Source organism: Solidesulfovibrio sp. DCME, assembly GCF_049995385.1.
Classification (GTDB): Bacteria; Desulfobacterota; Desulfovibrionia; order Desulfovibrionales; family Desulfovibrionaceae; genus Solidesulfovibrio.
In genome coordinates this window covers 5356270-5373004 of record NZ_CP188261.1, presented here as the reverse complement: position 1 = coordinate 5373004, position 16735 = coordinate 5356270, and the positions used below count along the sequence as shown (strand labels likewise).

The 16735-nt window shown below is 69.4% G+C and carries 19 protein-coding genes; 6 read left to right on the top strand and 13 right to left on the bottom strand.

Features of this window, described 5'->3' with window-relative positions:
* Positions 1-17: 17 nt before the first annotated feature.
* Positions 18-209, bottom strand: coding sequence for a hypothetical protein (locus tag ACP59X_RS23690; RefSeq protein ID WP_428563320.1), 192 nt, complete (start codon positions 207-209; stop codon positions 18-20).
* Positions 210-283: 74 nt separating this feature from the next.
* A complete protein-coding gene (locus ACP59X_RS23685; protein WP_428563318.1) occupies positions 284-1270 on the bottom strand; it encodes an HDOD domain-containing protein in 987 nt (328 codons plus the stop codon).
* A gap of 153 nt (positions 1271-1423) precedes the next feature.
* On the opposite strand from ACP59X_RS23685, the gene ACP59X_RS23680 reads away from it, so the two are divergent.
* On the top strand, positions 1424-2191 hold the full coding sequence (locus ACP59X_RS23680; protein ID WP_428563316.1) for a CBS domain-containing protein: 768 nt from the start codon (positions 1424-1426) through the stop codon (positions 2189-2191).
* A 68-nt stretch (positions 2192-2259) separates the two neighbouring features.
* Here the strand turns inward: ACP59X_RS23680 and ACP59X_RS23675 are convergent, their stop codons facing one another.
* Entirely contained in the window at positions 2260-2835 is a 576-nt protein-coding gene (locus ACP59X_RS23675) for a cysteine hydrolase family protein (protein ID WP_428563314.1), read from the bottom strand.
* 186 nt (positions 2836-3021) lie between these two features.
* Between ACP59X_RS23675 and ACP59X_RS23670 the strand changes: the two genes are divergently transcribed.
* A complete protein-coding gene (locus ACP59X_RS23670; protein ID WP_428563312.1) occupies positions 3022-3474 on the top strand; it encodes an RrF2 family transcriptional regulator in 453 nt (150 codons plus the stop codon).
* Here the strand turns inward: ACP59X_RS23670 and ACP59X_RS23665 are convergent.
* The 4 genes from ACP59X_RS23665 to ACP59X_RS23650 form a co-directional block, all read right to left on the bottom strand.
* Entirely contained in the window at positions 3462-4748 is a 1287-nt protein-coding gene (locus ACP59X_RS23665; RefSeq protein ID WP_428563310.1) for an EAL and HDOD domain-containing protein, read from the bottom strand. The genes ACP59X_RS23670 and ACP59X_RS23665 overlap by 13 nt on opposite strands.
* Positions 4749-4900: 152 nt before the next feature.
* A complete protein-coding gene (locus ACP59X_RS23660) occupies positions 4901-6073 on the bottom strand; it encodes an amidohydrolase family protein (RefSeq protein WP_428563308.1) in 1173 nt (390 codons plus the stop codon).
* Positions 6074-6104: 31 nt separating this feature from the next.
* Positions 6105-6614: a hypothetical protein gene (locus ACP59X_RS23655; RefSeq protein ID WP_428563306.1), complete on the bottom strand. Its 510-nt coding sequence runs from the start codon at positions 6612-6614 to the stop codon at positions 6105-6107.
* A 79-nt stretch (positions 6615-6693) separates the two neighbouring features.
* Entirely contained in the window at positions 6694-7788 is a 1095-nt protein-coding gene (locus tag ACP59X_RS23650) for a radical SAM protein (RefSeq protein WP_428563304.1), read from the bottom strand.
* A gap of 137 nt (positions 7789-7925) precedes the next feature.
* Between ACP59X_RS23650 and ACP59X_RS23645 the strand changes: the two genes are divergently transcribed.
* Together ACP59X_RS23645 and ACP59X_RS23640 are read left to right on the top strand one after the other, a co-directional pair.
* Positions 7926-8354 (top strand): HIT family protein, encoded by a 429-nt coding sequence (locus tag ACP59X_RS23645; protein WP_428563302.1) that lies wholly within the window; start codon positions 7926-7928, stop codon positions 8352-8354.
* A gap of 51 nt (positions 8355-8405) precedes the next feature.
* Positions 8406-8708, top strand: a complete 303-nt coding sequence (locus tag ACP59X_RS23640) for an integration host factor subunit alpha (RefSeq protein ID WP_005997200.1) — start codon at positions 8406-8408, stop codon at positions 8706-8708.
* 235 nt (positions 8709-8943) lie between these two features.
* On the opposite strand, the gene ACP59X_RS23635 is transcribed toward ACP59X_RS23640, so the two are convergent.
* From ACP59X_RS23635 to ACP59X_RS23610, 6 genes are all read right to left on the bottom strand, one after another.
* Positions 8944-9684: a septal ring lytic transglycosylase RlpA family protein gene (locus ACP59X_RS23635; RefSeq protein ID WP_428563299.1), complete on the bottom strand. Its 741-nt coding sequence runs from the start codon at positions 9682-9684 to the stop codon at positions 8944-8946.
* 65 nt (positions 9685-9749) lie between these two features.
* Positions 9750-11888 carry a putative bifunctional diguanylate cyclase/phosphodiesterase gene (locus tag ACP59X_RS23630; RefSeq protein WP_428563297.1) on the bottom strand — a complete coding sequence of 713 codons (2139 nt, stop codon included), beginning with the start codon at positions 11886-11888 and terminating at the stop codon, positions 9750-9752.
* 324 nt (positions 11889-12212) lie between these two features.
* Positions 12213-12479: a hypothetical protein gene (locus ACP59X_RS23625; RefSeq protein WP_428563295.1), complete on the bottom strand. Its 267-nt coding sequence runs from the start codon at positions 12477-12479 to the stop codon at positions 12213-12215.
* Positions 12480-12595: 116 nt separating this feature from the next.
* A complete protein-coding gene (locus tag ACP59X_RS23620) occupies positions 12596-12958 on the bottom strand; it encodes an STAS domain-containing protein (RefSeq protein WP_428563293.1) in 363 nt (120 codons plus the stop codon).
* Between the two features lie 195 nt (positions 12959-13153).
* Positions 13154-13387, bottom strand: a complete 234-nt coding sequence (locus ACP59X_RS23615; RefSeq protein ID WP_428563291.1) for a hypothetical protein — start codon at positions 13385-13387, stop codon at positions 13154-13156.
* 152 nt (positions 13388-13539) lie between these two features.
* Positions 13540-14202: a CBS and ACT domain-containing protein gene (locus ACP59X_RS23610; protein ID WP_428563289.1), complete on the bottom strand. Its 663-nt coding sequence runs from the start codon at positions 14200-14202 to the stop codon at positions 13540-13542.
* A gap of 154 nt (positions 14203-14356) precedes the next feature.
* Here ACP59X_RS23610 and ACP59X_RS23605 point away from each other — a divergent pair, with 154 nt between their 5' ends.
* Together ACP59X_RS23605 and ACP59X_RS23600 are read left to right on the top strand one after the other, a co-directional pair.
* The gene (locus ACP59X_RS23605) at positions 14357-15571 is read left to right on the top strand and encodes a zinc-dependent alcohol dehydrogenase (RefSeq protein WP_428563287.1); all 1215 of its coding nucleotides are present in this window, start codon (positions 14357-14359) and stop codon (positions 15569-15571) included.
* A 116-nt stretch (positions 15572-15687) separates the two neighbouring features.
* Entirely contained in the window at positions 15688-16635 is a 948-nt protein-coding gene (locus ACP59X_RS23600) for a bile acid:sodium symporter family protein (protein ID WP_428563285.1), read from the top strand.
* The last annotated feature ends 100 nt before the right edge of the window (positions 16636-16735 follow it).

The window sequence follows — 16735 nt, the reverse complement described above, 5'->3', positions numbered from 1 at the left end:
CTGGGGGGTGGAAGGGTTCAGGCCGAAGCCGAAAGGATCATGCCGCGCAGGGTCATGGCCATGATGTCGCTTTGCACGGTGCGGCTGTTGGACAAAAACTGGGCCATTTCCTCGCGCCGGCGATCGGCCCGCAAGGCCATGTATTCCTGGATCATGTCGTTTATGGCCGAGCCGGTCAGCGGGGTGAGGGTCACAGCGGACGGTGCCATGGCGAGTCGCTCCCTTTTTCCGGTACGTAGCGCCGCCACCGGGGATTGGCAAGTCGCAAGGCCGCTGGCGGCCGTCACGGGGCCACCAGGGCGGTCATGGCCGACAGGCCCTGTTCCAGGAGTTCCCAGAAGGCCTCGGGCTCGGCGTGGACCAGGTTGAAGGCCGGCAGGACGCGTTCGTCGAGCCGGGGCAGGCCGGCGGCGGCCAGGCCGCGCACGCCCAGGGCGTTGGCCATGAAATCGGCGGCGTGGACGGCGGCGGCGACCAGGTTGTCCGGGCAAAGGGCCGGGTCGTGGTGGCCGGCCACGGCCTGGCACAGGGATTCGGGCAGGCGCCATTTCTCGGCGATGCGCCCGCCGAGGTTGGCGTGGTCGAAGCCGAGCTCCAGGCGTTCGGCGGCGGTGGTGGGCAGATTCTGGGCCGCGGCCCGGGCCAGGACCAGGGCGGCCAGGTCCGGCTCGGCCACGGTCAGGACCAGCCGGCCGATGTCGTGGAGCAGCCCGGCCACGAAATAGCGTTCCCCGCCCCGTTCGCCCACCCGTTCGGCCAGGGCCCGGGCCAGCATGCCCACGGCCACGGCGTGGCGCCAGAAGGCGTCCAGGGCCAGCAGTTCGGGCCGGGGCGGCTTGTCGAAGACGCGCGTGAGCATGGAGCCGGCGGCCATGGTCTCGATTTCGCCCAGGCCGATGACGGACACGGCCCGGCTGACGGTTTCCACCTTGGCCGAGGGGGTGTACAGGGCGCTGTTGGCCAGGCGCAACACGTAGGAGGCCAGGGCCGGGTCCATGGACAGGGCGGCGGCCACGTCGGCCGTGGAGCTCATGGGGTCCTGGGCCACCCGGCGCAGGGCCAGGTAGGCTTCGGGCAGGGGCGGCGGATGGATGTCGGCCAGGGAAACGGTGCCCGCCCCTAGCAGGTCGCCCAAGGGTTTGACGGCCTGGGGCACGGCCATGGCGCGAGGCCGCAACGGCTCCCCGAAGGCCAGGAACCGGCCAGTGAATCCGTCCACGGCGGACGATGGTGACGGGTTGCCGGAAGGTGCGGCGGCGTGGGCATGCATGGCGCGACGGTCTCCCTGGAAACGTCGTGCCGAAAGCTAGCCGATTTCGCCGCGGCCGGCAAGCCGGGGGCACGGGCATATTCGCCGGGATTCCTTGACTTTCGGGACGCTCCGGATATTTAAGTCCGTATCCAGGTACGGCGGATAGCCCTCATGTTCAAGCAACGGGTCGGCGAACTGGCCATACGGCCCCATATCGTTGCCGCGGACGCCACCGTGGCGCAAGCCTGCGAGGCCATGGCCCGGGCCGGCGTCAGCTGCCTGGCGGTCGTGCGTGGCGCCCGGGTGGTGGGCTTTTTGACCGAAAGCGAACTGGCCCGGCACCTGGACGTGGACCTGGACCCGACCGCCTCCATCGAGGACTTCCTCGTGCGGCCAAGCGCCAGCGTGCCCAAGGACAAGCCCGTGCAGGAAGCGGTCAAGATCATGCTCGAACGCCACGACCGCCACCTGCCCGTGGTCGATTTCAGCGGCTCTATGCTCGGGCTGGTCACGGAAAAGGAACTGGTCGACGCCCTGGCCGTGGATTTCATGGTGGAAAACGCCGCCTGCAAGGCGCTGATGCGGGCCGATCCGGTCACGGCCGACCCGGATGCCCTCGTGCGCGAGGGGCTTTCGCTCATGCGCCAGCGCGGCGCGGAATGCGTCCTGGTGACCGAGGCCGGCCGGCCTGTGGGCATTTTCAGCGAAAGCGACGCCCTGACCCGCATCCTGGGCCGGCCGCAGCGGCTGCTGGAGCCCCTGTCGCAATACATGACCGCCCCGGTCGTCAGCGTGCCCGGGGAGGCCATGGTCTACAAGGTCATCCTGTTCATGCGCCAGAAAGCCGTGCGCCGCGTGGCTGTGACCGGTGCCGACGGCGCCCTGATCGGGCTTTTGACCCAGCGCGACATTCTGCTCTACGCCCGGCGCATGACCTAGTTTTGAAAAAAATAATTATTTAAATATGTTGTTCCAGAAATTCGGGTGCCCGAATTTCGAGAACGCGACTAGGCCGGGCCGTCCGCCACGGCCGCGGCCGCAACCACCCGCGCATAGACCGCCGCCAGGGCGGCCAGAAAGGCGGCCTGGACATCGGCCGCCGCCACCGTCCTCCCTTCGAAAACGAGATCGCGCGTGGCGCAGGCGTCGCCCGCCACCGTCACCCCGAAACCCAGGTCAAAGGCCGCCCGGACCGTGGCGTCCAGGCACATGTGCGTCATCATGCCGCACACGACCAGCTGGCTGGCCCCGGCCCCGTGCAACAGGGCCAGGAGGTCGGTTTCGCGGAAACTGTTGGGAAAGGCCTTGGTGACCATGGCTTCCCCGGGCAGCGGGGTAAGGGCCGGGTGGATGGCCGCGCCCGGGGTGCCGGGCAGAAAAAACGTGCTCCCGGGCCGGACGGATTCGTGACGCACATGGACGACGGCCGCCCCGGCCCGGCGAAAACGGGCCAGGACCAGGGCGGCCCGGCCCAGGGCGGCCTCGGCCCCGACGAGTTCCATGGCCCCGCCGGGGAAATAGTCGTTTTGGATGTCCACGAGCACCAGGGCGGTCTGGGACAAAGCGGCATCAACGGCGGTCATGGCGGCTCCTTTCGGTAGCGAATCGGTACGTTGCGCCTCGGCCGGCCCGTTCTTGACGCCGGGGAGGGCTTTTTGGCAACAATCAGCACTGAACCGATCAATTTGGTCCCCGGATCGAGCCCGGCGTCCGCGACGTCGGGGGGGCCTGCGCGCCCGGGGGCCGGCGAGGCCATAAGGAGGCATGCCATGGCCGTGACCCAGAAATGCCAGTACGCCCTGCGGGCCCTGTTCGAGCTGGCCCGGCGCAAGGGCGAGGGCCCCATCCCGGCCGGCGGCATCGCCGACAGGCAAGCCATACCCAAGCGGTTCCTGGAAGTCATCCTGCACCAGTTGCGCCAGGGCGGGTTCGTGGATTCCCAGCGGGGCAAGGAGGGCGGTTTCTACCTGGCCCGGCCGGCCGAGGACGTGACCGTGGGCGAGGTCATCCGCTTCATGGACGGCCCCATAAGCCCGGTGGACTGCCACCGGGAACGGCCCGGCCACGATTGCCCGCTGCGCGGCGACTGCGTGTTCCGTGGGTTGTGGGACGAGGCCAGGCTCGCCCTGGAGCGGGTCTACGACACCCGGACCCTGCGCGACCTGGTGGAGGAAAAAAGGCGCATGGAACTGGCCGCCGTGGAGCCGCCCTACGAGATTTGACCCGGCGCCGGGCGGCTGGTGGAGCCGCGAAACATCTCCGCGGCCCAGGCCAGGGCCCCGAAATAGGCCCGGGAGGCCGTCTCGGCGGACACGCCGAAGCTGGAAAGCACCTGGGCCGCCTGGGCGTCGGGGCTGCCTTCGTAGCCCCGGCACAGGGCCAGGCACGGGCGGCTGGGGCTTGGTTGGCCAAGCAGGGCCTGGCGCATGGCCGCATCGATGGTCACGCCGGCCAGGGCCTTGTCCATGGGCACGCCGAGCATGGCGTCGAGCAGCGACAAAAGCCCCACCAGGCAGATGGACTGGCCGTGGTGGCAGGGATTGGGCCGGGACTTGTCGATCAGGGCCAGGAAGCGGCCGCGCACGGCCGAGGCGAAGGCCAGCTCCTGCTCCCGGGGCGTGGAACCCAGGGAGGCCAGGAGGTTGACGGCCACCCAGCTGGCCAGGGCGTCGCGCCCCATGAGCTTGAGGGCGTAGTCCAGGGATTCCACGGGCTGCCCCCGGTAGAAGCTGGCGGAATTGACGTAGCGCAGCAGCTTGTAGGCCAGTGAGACGTCGGCGCCGAGGATGTCCCGGACCTTGGGCACATCGATTTCCGGCCGGGAGACTTCGGCCAACAGCCCGAGCTTGGTCGCCTGGTTGGCCGGAAGCACCTTGGCCGTGACCACCTGGGGCCGGCTGTAGAAATAGCCCTGGGCCAGGGGAATGCCTTTTGCCCGGCAAAGGGCGATGTCCTCGTTGGTCTCCACCTTTTCGGCCAGCACGGTCTTGCCCGCGGCCAGGGTGGTGTCGATGACGGCCCGCAACCGGGCCGGATCGTCGCGCAGGGCCAGGAAATCGACCTTGACGTAGCGCACGTAGGGCAGGATCGGGTCGAAGGAAGGGTCGCCCACGTAATCGTCCAGGGCCAGGACGTAGCCGGCTTCCCGAATGGAGCGCACCAGCTCGGTGAAGGCGGCGTCGCAGGTCACGTGCTCGAGCACCTCGATGACGAACCGCTCGGGGTCGAGGAAGCCGTGGTAGCCTTTTTCCAGGATCTCCTTGGAGAAATTGATGAAAATCTTTTTATTCGCATCGATGTCCCGGGAGATGGCCTGGATGCCGTCGGCCAGCACGGCCAGGGTGGCTTCGGCGTCCGAGGGGATGATGGCGGCATTGGGGCCGCCCACGGAACGATAGAGCAGTTCGTAGCCGAAAATCCCGCCGTCCACCTGGTAGATGGGATGGCGGGCAACGGCGTAGTTGCAGTCCAGGGTGCAGTTTTGATCGGAGCCCATGACGGGGTATCCTGATGCGTGTTCGGCGAGGCAGGACTTTTCGGCGAACGTGGCTAGCGGTTACATGACCAACAAGCCCGGTGGGGCACGCCGTCTTGGTTTTCAAAACTAGGCGAATGGCCCGACAAACACAATCCCTCACCTGGGGCGGTTCAACGGCCGCCGGCCAGACGCGGGCGTAAGTCCTCGGGAATGAGGGCGATCCCGCCCAGGGCTCCCGGGGCCAGGCAGCCGAGTTCCCCGGGCCGGCCGAGCAACCGGGCCGGGGTCGTGGTCAGGGCGGCCAGGAGCGCCCGGCCGGGGAGGTCCGCCCAGGCGGCCAGCAGGGCCCGGGCTTCGTTCCACAAATCGAGGTCGTCGTTGGAGGCCAGGCTGTCCGTGCCCAGGCACAAGGGCACGCCGGCCGCCCACAGCGCGGCCGCGTCGGCCGTGCCGACGCCGATGCGGGCGTTGCTGCGCGGGCACAGGCACACGCTGGTACCGGAGGCGGCCAAGAGCCGGCGGTCGGCGGCGTCCAGCCACACGGCATGCACGGCCAGGACGTCCGGCCCGAGCAGGCCCTCCCGGGCCGCCGCGGCCACGGGCGAACAGCCCGGGGGGGTGTAGCCGCGCGGCAGCACCGAGCCGGCCAGCAGGGCCGCCAGCGCCCCCCCGCCCGTGCGCAACAGCGCGTCTTCCTCGGCGTGCTCGGCCAGGTGCAGGCAAAAGGGGGCGCGGCGCAGCCGGCAGGCCTCCCGGGCCAGGTGCAGGGTCTCGGGGCTGGTGGAGTAGAGGGCGTGGCCGCTGGCCGCCGCGCGCACCGGGCCGTTGCCGCCGGGCGGGTCGGCCGAGCCGGCGGCGGCCGTGGCCACGGCCGCGTCCAGGGCGGCCGGGACCATGGCCTTCGGTCGCCGGCGCCAGCCGAAGGCCTCGTGGCAGACCAGCCCGGCCAGCCCGGCCCGGTGCAAGGCCCCGGCCACGGCCGGGCCGGCCTGGCTGCCCACGTCGATGACCGCGCCCGTGCCCGAGGCGGCCATGGCGGCCACGGCCCGGTCGAGCAGGGCGTCGGTCGGCGGCCGGCGGCCCGTGGCCACGAGCCAGGCGGCCCAGGCGGCGAAACCGGCCGGAGGGGGGCACAGGCCGCGCAGGCCGGCCAGTTCGAGATGGCTGTGGGCGTTTACGAGCCCGGGCAGCAGGACCGCCTCGCCCAGGTCGTAAACGGGGCCGGAAAAGCCCCGCAGCACCAGGCGCCTTTTGCCCACGTCCAGGATGCGCCGCCCGGCCAGAAGCACGGCGGCGTCGTCCACGGCCGCCGCGTCCCCCATGGGCAGGGCCGTTCGGGCCACGACGGCGCGCGGCCGGGGCGGATCGGCCGGATCAGCGCTGGAAGACCACAAGGGAGGATTTGATGAAGGCCCGCAGCTTGTCGATACGGTCGTCGAATTCGGCGACGTTGCGGGCGATGGGGGATTTCTTGTCGTCGAGGAGGCTGGCGTCCACGTTGTAGGGCGTGGTCTTGATCTTGTCCAAGGTGTCGAGGATGTTGTCGATGCGATCGAACAGGTAGGTTTTCTCGTCCTTGGTGAAGCAGTAGGTCGTCTTGTTGTAGATGTAGTAGATGTCGCAGAGGTTGAGCGCCAGGCCCAGGGTCTTCTCGAGCCGGGCGGTCAGGTCGGTCAGGGCCATGTATTCCTGGGTGTAGGGCCTTTTGGCCACCAGGTTTTCCGATGCCTCGTATTCCTTGATGCGGATGGCCTGGACCACGGCCTCGTTGAAATAATTCATGAAATAATTGAGGCTTTGGCGCATGTTGGGCGCATCCGCCCGGGCCGGGGCAGCGGTGGCGAAAAGGGCGACGCAGGCAAGGACCGTAAGAAGACGTTTCATGGCATCCGCCGGACGGGTTGAGGGTTTGCGGGAGCGGGCCGCGCTCCTTGCCTGGATGTGGCACGAGTGGGCGGCGGAGTCAAACGTGGCGGGCCGATACATGGAATTCCTCCTGGTCCCAGAAGCGGATGCGCTCCCGGGGCAGGCCCAGGGCGGCGTAGGCCGGCACAAGCTCGCCGGCCTGGCCGAAAAGCTCGCCGGCGAAACGGCGCGGCACGGCCAGGCCGTCCGCTGGGCCGCCAAGGGCCGCGACCTCGGCCGCGACCAGGGCAACGAGCGCCCTGGCCCGGACCCGGGCGCCCAGGGCGGGATGGCGCGGCCCGGCCAGCACGGCCGCGTCCAGGCCCTGTTCCGGGGCCAGGCCGATGCGGGCCACCCGGACCCCGGCCCGCCACAGCACGGGCAAGGCCCGGGCCAGGGCGTCCAGGGTCGTTTCCAGGCTCCAGGGCCGGAAGCGGCCCGCCGCGAAAAGCCCGGCCAGGGGCGTGCCGGCGATGACCAGGCAGGGATGCAGCCGGGCGATTTCCGGGGCCAGGGCGGCGGCCTCGGCCGCGTCGCGCCAAAGCCCCTCGGGCGTGTGGCCGGGCAGCCCGGGCAGCAGTTGCAGGCCCAGGGCCAGCCCGGCCGCCCGGACCGCCGCCGCGCCCCGGCGGATGGCGGCCGCGTCGTGGCCCCGGCCGGCGGCGCGCAGGACCGCGTCGTCGAAAGTCTGGCCGCCCAGTTCGACCAGATCCAGGCCGGCGGCGCGCAACCGGGCCAGCCTGGCCGGGTCGCAGGCGTCGGGGCGGGTGGAGCAGCGCACGCGCGTCACGAGCCCCTGGTGGCGAAAGCCCGCCGCCGCCTCCAGGAACCGTTCGGGCCAGGGGTCGGGCAGGGCCGTGAACACCCCGCCGTAGAAGGCCAGCTCATAGGGGCCGCGCCCGGCCGCGGCCGCCGCGCCAAGGCCGGCGCGCAGGTCCGCGAGCACTTGCCCCGGCGCCTGGGCCGGGCGGCCGCACTGGAGGGGCTGGGCGCAAAACACGCACCGGCCGGGGCATCCCTGAAATGTCACATAGGCCGGCCAGATGCGGGAACGGGGCTTTGGGGGTTCGGGATGGCGGAAAAAGCGGCCTGGCGGGCCTTGGCGACCGGCCGCCCTGGCACTCCCGAGGGGCGGAGATGGTGCGTGTTGCAATATTTTTCTCCTAAACCACTTGAAAAAAAGCTTTTCCTTGTCTATCAGGAAGGCAATGCATCGGCTCGGCCCCCGGCCATGGCCAGGTGGGGCCGGGCCAGGCCGAGCAGCCGCAGCCAGGGGAGACGGGATACGCCATGCACCAGCCTGATTGCATTTTTTGCAAAATCGTCAAGGGAGAGCTTCCCTGCGCCAAGGTTTTCGAGACGGACCACGTGCTGGCCTTTCTCGACATCGCGCCCGTGGCCCCCGGCCATGCCCTGGTCATTCCCAAGGCCCATCATGTCAACCTGTTCGATCTGCCCGAGGAGGCGGCCGTCCGGCTGTTTGCGGCCCTTTCCCCGGTCGGGGCGGCGATCATGGCGGCCACCGGCGCGGCGGGCCTCAATGTGCAGATCAACAACAACGCCGCCGCCGGGCAGGTGGTCTTCCACGCCCACGCCCACCTGATTCCCCGGCATGAAGGGGACGGGCTGCGCCTGTGGTCCGGCCATCCCTATGCCGATAACGCAGCCATGCAAGCCATGGCCGCAGCCGTGCGCCAGGCCCTCGCCCCATCGCGCTAGACCGGATCGAAGCGGCCGGATCAACGCAACGCCCTTTCGCAGGAGAATGCCATGAACGGAAAAACCCTCACCAAAGCCGACATCGTCGATTACATCTACGAAAAGACCGAACGCAACCGGGCCGAGGTCAAGGTGCTGGTGGACCATCTGCTGGAACTGATGAAGCAGTCCATCAAGAAAGACCATTCCCTGCTGGTCAGCGGCTTCGGCAAATTCGAGTCCTACGACAAGAAGGCGCGCAAGGGCCGCAACCCCCAAACCAACGAGTCCATCATGCTGCCGCCGCGCAAGGTCGTGGTTTTTCGGCTCTCGCGCAAGTTCCGGGCCGAACTCAATCCGGACGAGGTCCTGTAGACCCTCGGCCGTTGCAGCCGACAGGGTGGTTGTTTTCGCCCCGGTCCGCCGGCTTTTCCCGAGATATGCCCGGCCGGCCGGCGGCCTCGGTGAGGGCCGGGGCCGGCCGCCGGCTGTCCGGATGCGCCCTGGCCGTATTCCGATTCCACCTGAAAAGCGGCATTGGGCGGCCGCGCGCATGGTGACAACGTTTCCTCTTTGTTAAACATAACGTCCGTTATGTTTTCTGTTCGTATTACTGGGCCAAAACGAACGCCCCCTCGAAGGCCGAGGACAGCCGCAGCCGGGCCTCCTCGGCGGCGGCCACGGTGGGGAAGGTCCCGGCGTGGACCCGGAAAAACTGGGTCCCGTCGATCTCCTTGTAGTGGATGCGCGAACCGGCGTAGCCGGCGGCCACGATCTGCGAAAAAAGCTTCTCCGCGTTCTCCCGCCGGGTGAACGCCCCCACCTGCACGTAAAACGGCCCCGGCAGCTCGCCGGATGCGGTCGCGCCCGGCACGTCCCCCACCACCTCCACCCGCACCTTGGCCGTGCCCCGGGCGTAGACGCCCAGTTCCTTGGCCCCGGCCAGGGACAGGTCGATGACCCGCCCGGACACGAACGGCCCCCGGTCGTTGACCCGCAGCTCCGTGAACCGGCCGTTCTCCAGATTCGTCACCCGGACCTTGGTGTGCATGGGCAACAGCTTGTGGGCGCAGGTCATCTGGTACTGGTCGTAGATCTCGCCGCAGGAGGTCAGGCGGCCGTGGAAGCCCGGGCTGTACCACGAGGCGATGCCCTCCTCGCGAAAGCCCTTGGCCGAGCGCAGGGGGGTGTAGGTGATGCCCTTGATGGTGTAGGGCCGCAGTGTCGCCGGTTCCCGGCCCGAGGGCCGGGGGATGGGGGCCTTGGCGGCGCAGCCCCACAACAGGGCGGCCAGAAGGCCGAGGCACAGGCAGCGCAGGCAGCGGACGAGGAACGCGGGGCGGTGCGGCATGGGCCTGTCCTAGCCGCTGGGCCGGCCCGCGGCAACCGTTGCCGTGCGCCGGGGCCGGGAAACCCCTAGCAGGAACAGCCCGGGGAAGTGCGGCCAAACAGGCCGAGCAGGTCGTTTTCGGGCTGGGGCCGGGCGTAATGGAACCCCTGGCCCAGGTCGCAGCCAAGGCCGGCCAGGTCGGTCAGCTGGTTGGCGGTCTCGATGCCCTCGGCCACCACGTCGTAGCCCAGGCTGTGGGCCAGGCCGATGACCGAACGCACGATGGCCCGGTTGCCGTGCTCCTCCATGCCCGAGACAAAGGCCCGGTCCACCTTGAGGGTGTCGATGGGAAAGCGCTGGAGGTAGGACAGGGAGGAATAGCCGGTGCCGAAGTCGTCGATGCCGATGCGCACGCCCAGTTCGCGCAGCCCCCGCAGCTTGGGCATGGCCGATTCCGGGTGCTCCATGAGCACGCTTTCCGTGATCTCGAGCTTGAGGTCGGCCGGGTCCATGTTTTCGCTGCGCAGCGCCGAGACGATCTGCTTGACCAGGTCCGGCTGGCTGAACTGCCTGGCCGAAAGGTTGACGGACATGAAAAAGGGCCGCGCCCCCAGAAGCCCCCGACGCCAGCGGCAAAAGGCCCGGCAGGCCTCGGCCAGCACCTGGGCGCCCAGGGGGATGATCAGCCCGCTTTGCTCGGCGGCCGGGATGAACTCACCCGGCGGCACGAGCCCGCCGTCGGCCCGCCGCCAGCGCACCAGCGCCTCGACGCCGCGCATGGACAGCGTGCGAAGACAGAAAATCGGCTGGTAATGGAGCACGAATTCGTCGCGTTCGATGCCCAGGCGCAGGTCCGTCTCCAGGTCCATGACCCGCTTGGCCCGCTCACGCATGGACCAGTCGAAGACCCGCACCCGGCCGCTGCCGGCGGCCCGGGCGTTGCCCATGGCGATGGTGGCGTTTTGCAAAAGCTCCTCGGGACGCTCGTAATCGGCCGGCCCCAGGACCACGCCCAGGCTGGCCGTGACGTAGCACTGCCGCCCGCCCACGGAAAACGGCGCTCGCAGCCGCTCGCGGATGGCCCGCACGATGCGCAACGCATCCCCCGGCGAGGCGATCTCCTCGAGCAGCACCACGAACTCGTCCCCGCCCACCCGGGCCACGGTGTCGAGCTGGCGCACCTCCCGGCGCAACCGGTCGGCCACGCGGCGCAGCAGTTCGTCGCCGGCCAGATGGCCCAGGCTGTCGTTGATGAGCTTGAAGCGGTCGATATCCAGAAACAGCAGGGCGTAGACATAGTTGGCCCGGCGACGGGCCCGCTCGATGGCCCGGGCGATGCGGTCCAGGCACAAGGCCCGGTTGGGCAGGCCGGTCAGGGCGTCGTGGAAGGTGCGGTAGCGCAGCCGCTCCTCGCCGTGCTTGCGCTCGGTGACGTCCTCCAGGGCCACGGCCACCTGGCCCGGCGCCGGGCTGTAGGCCTGGGCCAGGAAATACATGTTGCGGGCGGACAGGAAGTTCTCGAAGCGCACCGACCGGCCCGTGCGGGCCGTTTCACACAGCGTCTCCAGCCAGAAGGGCTCCATGCCCGGAAAAACTTCGGTCAACGGCCGGCCGACCACGGCGTCGTGGGCGAGCTCCGTCATCCGCTCGAAGGCCGGATTGGCTTCCAGGACCTGGAAGTCCCCGGGCCCGTCCGGGGCCGGGATATGCTCGAGCAGCAGGAAGGCGTTGAGCATGCCGGAAAAGAGCTGGCGGTAGCGCAGTTCGCTGCGGCGCAGCTCCTGCTCGGTACGGTGCTTGAAAAGGGCCACTTCCACGGCCGTGCGCAGCCAGTTCTCGTCCACGGGCTTGAGCACGTAGCCGTAGGGGGCGGTGCGCTTGGCCCGCTGGAGCGTGACCTTGTCGGTGTGGGAGGTGAGGTAGATCACCGGGACGTTGCATTCCCGCTGGATGACGCAGGCGGCTTCCACGCCGTCCATGTCGCCGGTGAGGAAGATGTCCATGAGCACGAGGTCGGGCCGGAGGTTGTCGCACATTTCCACGGCTTCGGCCCCGGAGCTGGTCAGGCCGGCCAGGCAGTAGCCCAGGCGGCGCAGGATGGCCTTGAGGTCCAGGGCGACGATGCGTTCGTCCTCGACGACCAGGATGCGGGGGGCGCGCCCGCCCAGGCCGTTGCCTTCGGGAGCGAGCCCGGCGCAGGTGGTGTCCAGGGAATGGGCGATCACGACTTCCTCGGCTTGCGGTTGCTGCGTGCTGTGGCGGTATTGTTGAACGTTTTGCCCAGCCTGTAAAGGGTTGTCCGGGCTTTGAGGACCTATTTCGTTCTTTTCTTCACGAAGGACCGGTTGCCCGGCCGGTCGAGCCGTGGACCGCCTATCGGCAAGGCGAAGGAACGCACGGCCCAGGCCTGGGCCGCGCCGCGACGGGGGGCCGGGAGGGGGCGGTCCGTCACGGCCGCGGGCGCAGGGAAAGGCCCGGCGGCCGCGCGGGGGCCAGCCCGGGCGGGATCGGGAAGTGTCAGGGACGTGCGCCCGGGAACAGCCGGTCGGCTAGGTCGGGCACTCGCCCTGGCCCAGGCAGTAGTTTTCCACGAAGCGCCCGATCTGGATGCCCAGGGCGGCGCAGGAAATACCCCGCAGGCAGGCCGCGGCGTCGTCCTTGCCGAGGTGGGTGGACAGGGAATGGGCGCCGTGGCGCATGGTGACGAGCCATTCCCCGGTGGCCGGGTCGTCGGCCACCGAGACGTCGATGCCGTGGCGGGCGATCTCGGGATACAGGGCGGTGATGGCCGCGGCGATTTCCGTGGGACCGGACATGGTGCGCTCCTCCGTTACAGCTTCTGCGCGACAAGGGCCTGCCACATGACGGGCGGCCAGGGGACACGCCCCATTGTCTGACCGATTCGGCCGGTCCGGTCAAGGCGGGGGGGGACTCAGGCGTCGCGGGCCAGGAGGAGTTCTTCGGTGTCCATGTCCGGATGGATGTCGCGCGAGACCTGGAAAAAGCCGTAGAGGTCGCGCAGGCGCAGTTCGTCGGCCACGTTCGGCTGGGGATTGGCCAGGATCAGGCGGCGGCCCTTGGTGGCCAGGGCGGTTTGCAGGCGCACCAGCGCCCCGACGCCGGAACTGTCCATGGCCGTGACGGCGGCCATGTCCAGGACGGTCACGGCGAAACGGCCGATGGCGGCGGCTTCGAGGATGGCGGCTTCCAGTTCCAGGGCGAGGCTTCCGCCCAGCACGGATTGGGTGCTGGCCCAGAGGACTCCCTGGCGGTGGCTGATGGCGATGCGGCTCATGGGCGGCGTTTTTCCTGGTGAAGGGCGGGGCCGGGCGCGGCATTCCCCGCGCCCTTGTCCCGTCGGCTGGGGCACCTTAGCGAAAAGCCGGCCGGACAGGCAAGGGCCGGGGTGACCGTCCGGCCGGGTCCCGGGCGGGCAGGCCAGGGGTGCCGGAGGGCGGCCGGCCCCGCCGGGTCGCGGCTTCCCGCCGCCCTATTTGTACCAGGCCAGCAGGTTGAAGGCCGTGTAGCCGTTGTCAGGGTCCTCGGCGTAGCGGCAGCCCAGGCTGTTGTCCTCGTCCTTGTTGCGGATGTCCGTCTGGGAATTGCGGTAATAGACGCATTCGTTGTTGTTGCAGACCAGGATTTCGCCCCAGCCCGATTCCGGCGGGCCGATCCAGGACGAAAGCTGCACCCCGCAGTGGGGGCAAAACCGTATTTCGAGCATGCATGTCTCCTTGCGGCTGGGCGCCGGTCGAAAAAGCCGGCGGCATGGCTCAACTGTAGCCACGATTGAGGGGGCGTCAACTGGCGCGTCCGGTCGGACCGGGGCCGGGGCCGCCCGCGCGCCGCATGGGGCGGCGCGCGGGCCGGGCCGAACTAGAAATTGTCCTTGGCCCAGTAGAGCAGGATGTGGTTGGCCTTGAGCCGGGCAATGAGTTCCTCGGCCCGTTCGTCGTCGATGGGGTGCAGGCGGATGTAGACCGTGCGCCGGCTGGGGTTGTCGTCGTCGTAGGAGGTCAGGATGCTTATGATGCGCACGTCGTGGGCCTTGAGGTCGTCGAGCACGGTCTTGAGGCTGCCCGATTCGTTGGGCAGGTCCAGGGCGAACTGGATGCCGCCGCTCAAAACGCCGGTGATGCTCACCAGCACCTTGAAAATGTCGCTGTCGGTGATGACACCGACCACCGTGCCGGCCTCGTCCACCACGGGCAGGCCGCCGATGTTGTGGCGCAGGAGCAGGACCGCCGCCTTTTCCACCGTGTCCTCCGGCCCGACGGAGAACACGGTCTTGGTCATGATGTCGCCGACCTTGATCTCGGAGAGCAGGTAATACAGCTCGTGCATGTCCAGGGTGGTGGCCTTGGACGGCGAGGCTTCCTTGATGTCGCGGTCGGACACGATGCCCACGAGCTTGCCTTCGTCGTCGACAACGGGCAAGCGGTGGTAGCCGTTTTCCTTCATGAGCTTGGCCGCCTTCATGATGGAGGTGGCCGGCTTGGCCGTGACCGGGGATTTGCTCATCCAATCCTTGATCAGCATGTCTGGCTCCTTGACGGTCCCTTGAGGATGGGCCGCTTGTGGTATATGGCCCGGATGCCGCACGGCGGGTTTCGCCGGAGACGGTCTGTTCGCTATACACTTGAATCGGCCGTCATTTCAAGCCATTCCCGGTGCGTCGGCCAAGGAAAAGCCTATGAAAGCCCTGCTGTACCGAAAAAGCATACCCCGCTACCTGGCCTGTGCCCTGGCGGCGCGCCTGGCCCCCCGGCGGTTTTTCCCCGGGCTCGCCCCCCTGGCCCTGGCCGAGGTGCCCTTCGACCCGCCCCGGGGCTGGCTGGCCTTGCGGCCTCTTTTGTGCGGCATCTGCGGTTCGGACCTGGGCTTGTTGCGCGGGGCCGAATCCGTGCTCCTCGAACCCTACGCCAGCCTGCCGTTCGTCCTCGGCCACGAGATGGTGGCCCGGCTGGAGGTGGACGCGCCGGACCTCGGGCTCGGCGCCGGCGCCCGGGTGGTGGTGGAGCCGGGCTTGCCCTGCGCCGTGCGCGGCCTGCCGCTTTGCCGGCCCTGCCGGGAGGGGCGATACAACCGTTGCGAACGCTTCCTGGACGGCGAGCTGCCGCCGGGCACGTTTTTGGGCTTTACCGCCCGGGCCGGCGGGGCCATGGCCGAACGCTCGGCCGCCCATCCCTCGCGCATCCTGGCCGTGCCGGACGGGCTGGCCGACGAGGAGGCCGTGCTGACCGATTCCCTGGCCTCGGCGCTCCAGCCCGTGCTGGAACATTTCCCGGCACCGGGAAGCCTGGTGCTGGTCACGGGGGCGGGGATTTTGGGCCAGCACGTGGTGCGCTGCCTGCGGGCCCTGGGCAGCACGGCCCGGGTGCTGGTGGCCGCCCGGCACAGGGGCCAGGCCGATCTGGCCGTGGCCGGCGGGGCCGACGGCATCGTTTGGGCCCGCAACCGGCGCGAACTGGCCGAGGCGCTCGGCGCGCGCTTCCTGCCCACGAGCCTTGGCGGGGGCAACATCGAGGGCGGGGCGGATATGGTCTTCGACTGCGTGGGGTCCTCGCGCACCTTCGAGGACGGGCTGCTTAGCCTTCGGGCCGGCGGCACCTATGTCATGGTCGGGGCCGGGGCACGGCTTAAAAACGTCGATATTTCGAGCCTGTGGTTCCGGGAGCTGACCGTTGCCGGCTCGTCGGGCTGCGCCGACGCCCCCGATCCCCGCCACCCCGGGGCCATGGTGCGCACCTACGCCCTGGCCCTGGAACTGCTGGCCTCGGGCCGCTATCCCACGGCCGGCCTGCTCAGCCACCGCTTCCCCCTGGAGAAATGGCGCGAGGCCTTTGCCTGCGCCTTCGACAAGCGCACCAGCGCCAGCGTCAAGGTCGCCTTCGATCTGCGGGGGTAGGGGCGCCCGGGCGAGGACCTCCGCCGGCCGGGAGGGCGCATCCCGCCCGGACCACCCTTGCGGGGCGGCCTTCGGTCACGGCTTGACCCTGTGTGACGGCGGCGTTACCAGCGGGCATGCTCGTTCGTGTCGCCAAGGCCCTGGAGGCGGGCTATCTTTTCCTCGTGGCCGGCTGTTGCGGCCTGGCCCTGGCCTGGCCCGGGCTTTTCACTTGGCTCGCGCCCTTTATCGCCCCGGCCCTGGGCATCATCATGTTCGGCATGGGGCTGTCCTTGACCTTCGACGACTTCGCCGCCCTGCTGCCCAAGTGGCGGCTGGTGGCCGTGGGAACACTGCTGCAATTCACGGTCATGCCCGGCCTGGCCTGGGGGCTGGCCCGGGTGTTCGACCTGCCGCCCGAGGCCGCCTTGGGCGTGATCCTGGTCGGGGCCTGCCCCGGCGGCACGGCCTCCAACGTCATCACCTATCTGGCCGGCGGCAACCTGGCCCTGGCCGTGACCCTCACCCTGGTCACCACCCTGGCCGCGCCCGTGGTCACCCCGGCGCTCACGGCCCTTTTGGCCGGCCCGGTCATCGCCGTGGACGGCTGGGCCATGGTGGGCTCGGTCTTCTGGATCGTGGTCTTTCCGGTGGTGGACGGGCTCGTCCTGCGCCGGCTGCTGCGCCGCCGCCTGGAGCCGGTGCTGGCGATTTTCCCGGCAGTGTCCATGCTGGTCATCGCCCTGGTCATCGCCTGCGTGGTGGGGCTTAACCGCGACACGGTGCTGGCCTTCCCGGGGCTGATACTGGCCGTGGTCGTGCTGCACAACTGCGGCGGCTTCGCCCTGGGCTACGCCGGGGCGAGCCTTTTTACCGCCGTGCGGGCCGATCGCGTGGCCATCGCCGTGGAGGTGGGCATGCAGAATTCCGGCCTGGCCGTGGCCCTGGCCAAGCTCCACTTCACGGCGCTTACCGCCTTGCCCGGGGCGCTTTTCAGCCTGGTGCAAAACCTCACCGGCGTGCTCTGGGCCGGCTACCTGGCCCGGCGGCCCGAGGTTCGGCCGGGCGGCGCCGGCAAAACGTAAGCCCGCTGTCGCCGATCGGCCGCCCGCGGCCCGGCCTTTCCTGCCAGGATGGCGCCGGCCGGCGGATTTCGGTTGTCGCCGGACGCGTTTTGGCGCTATT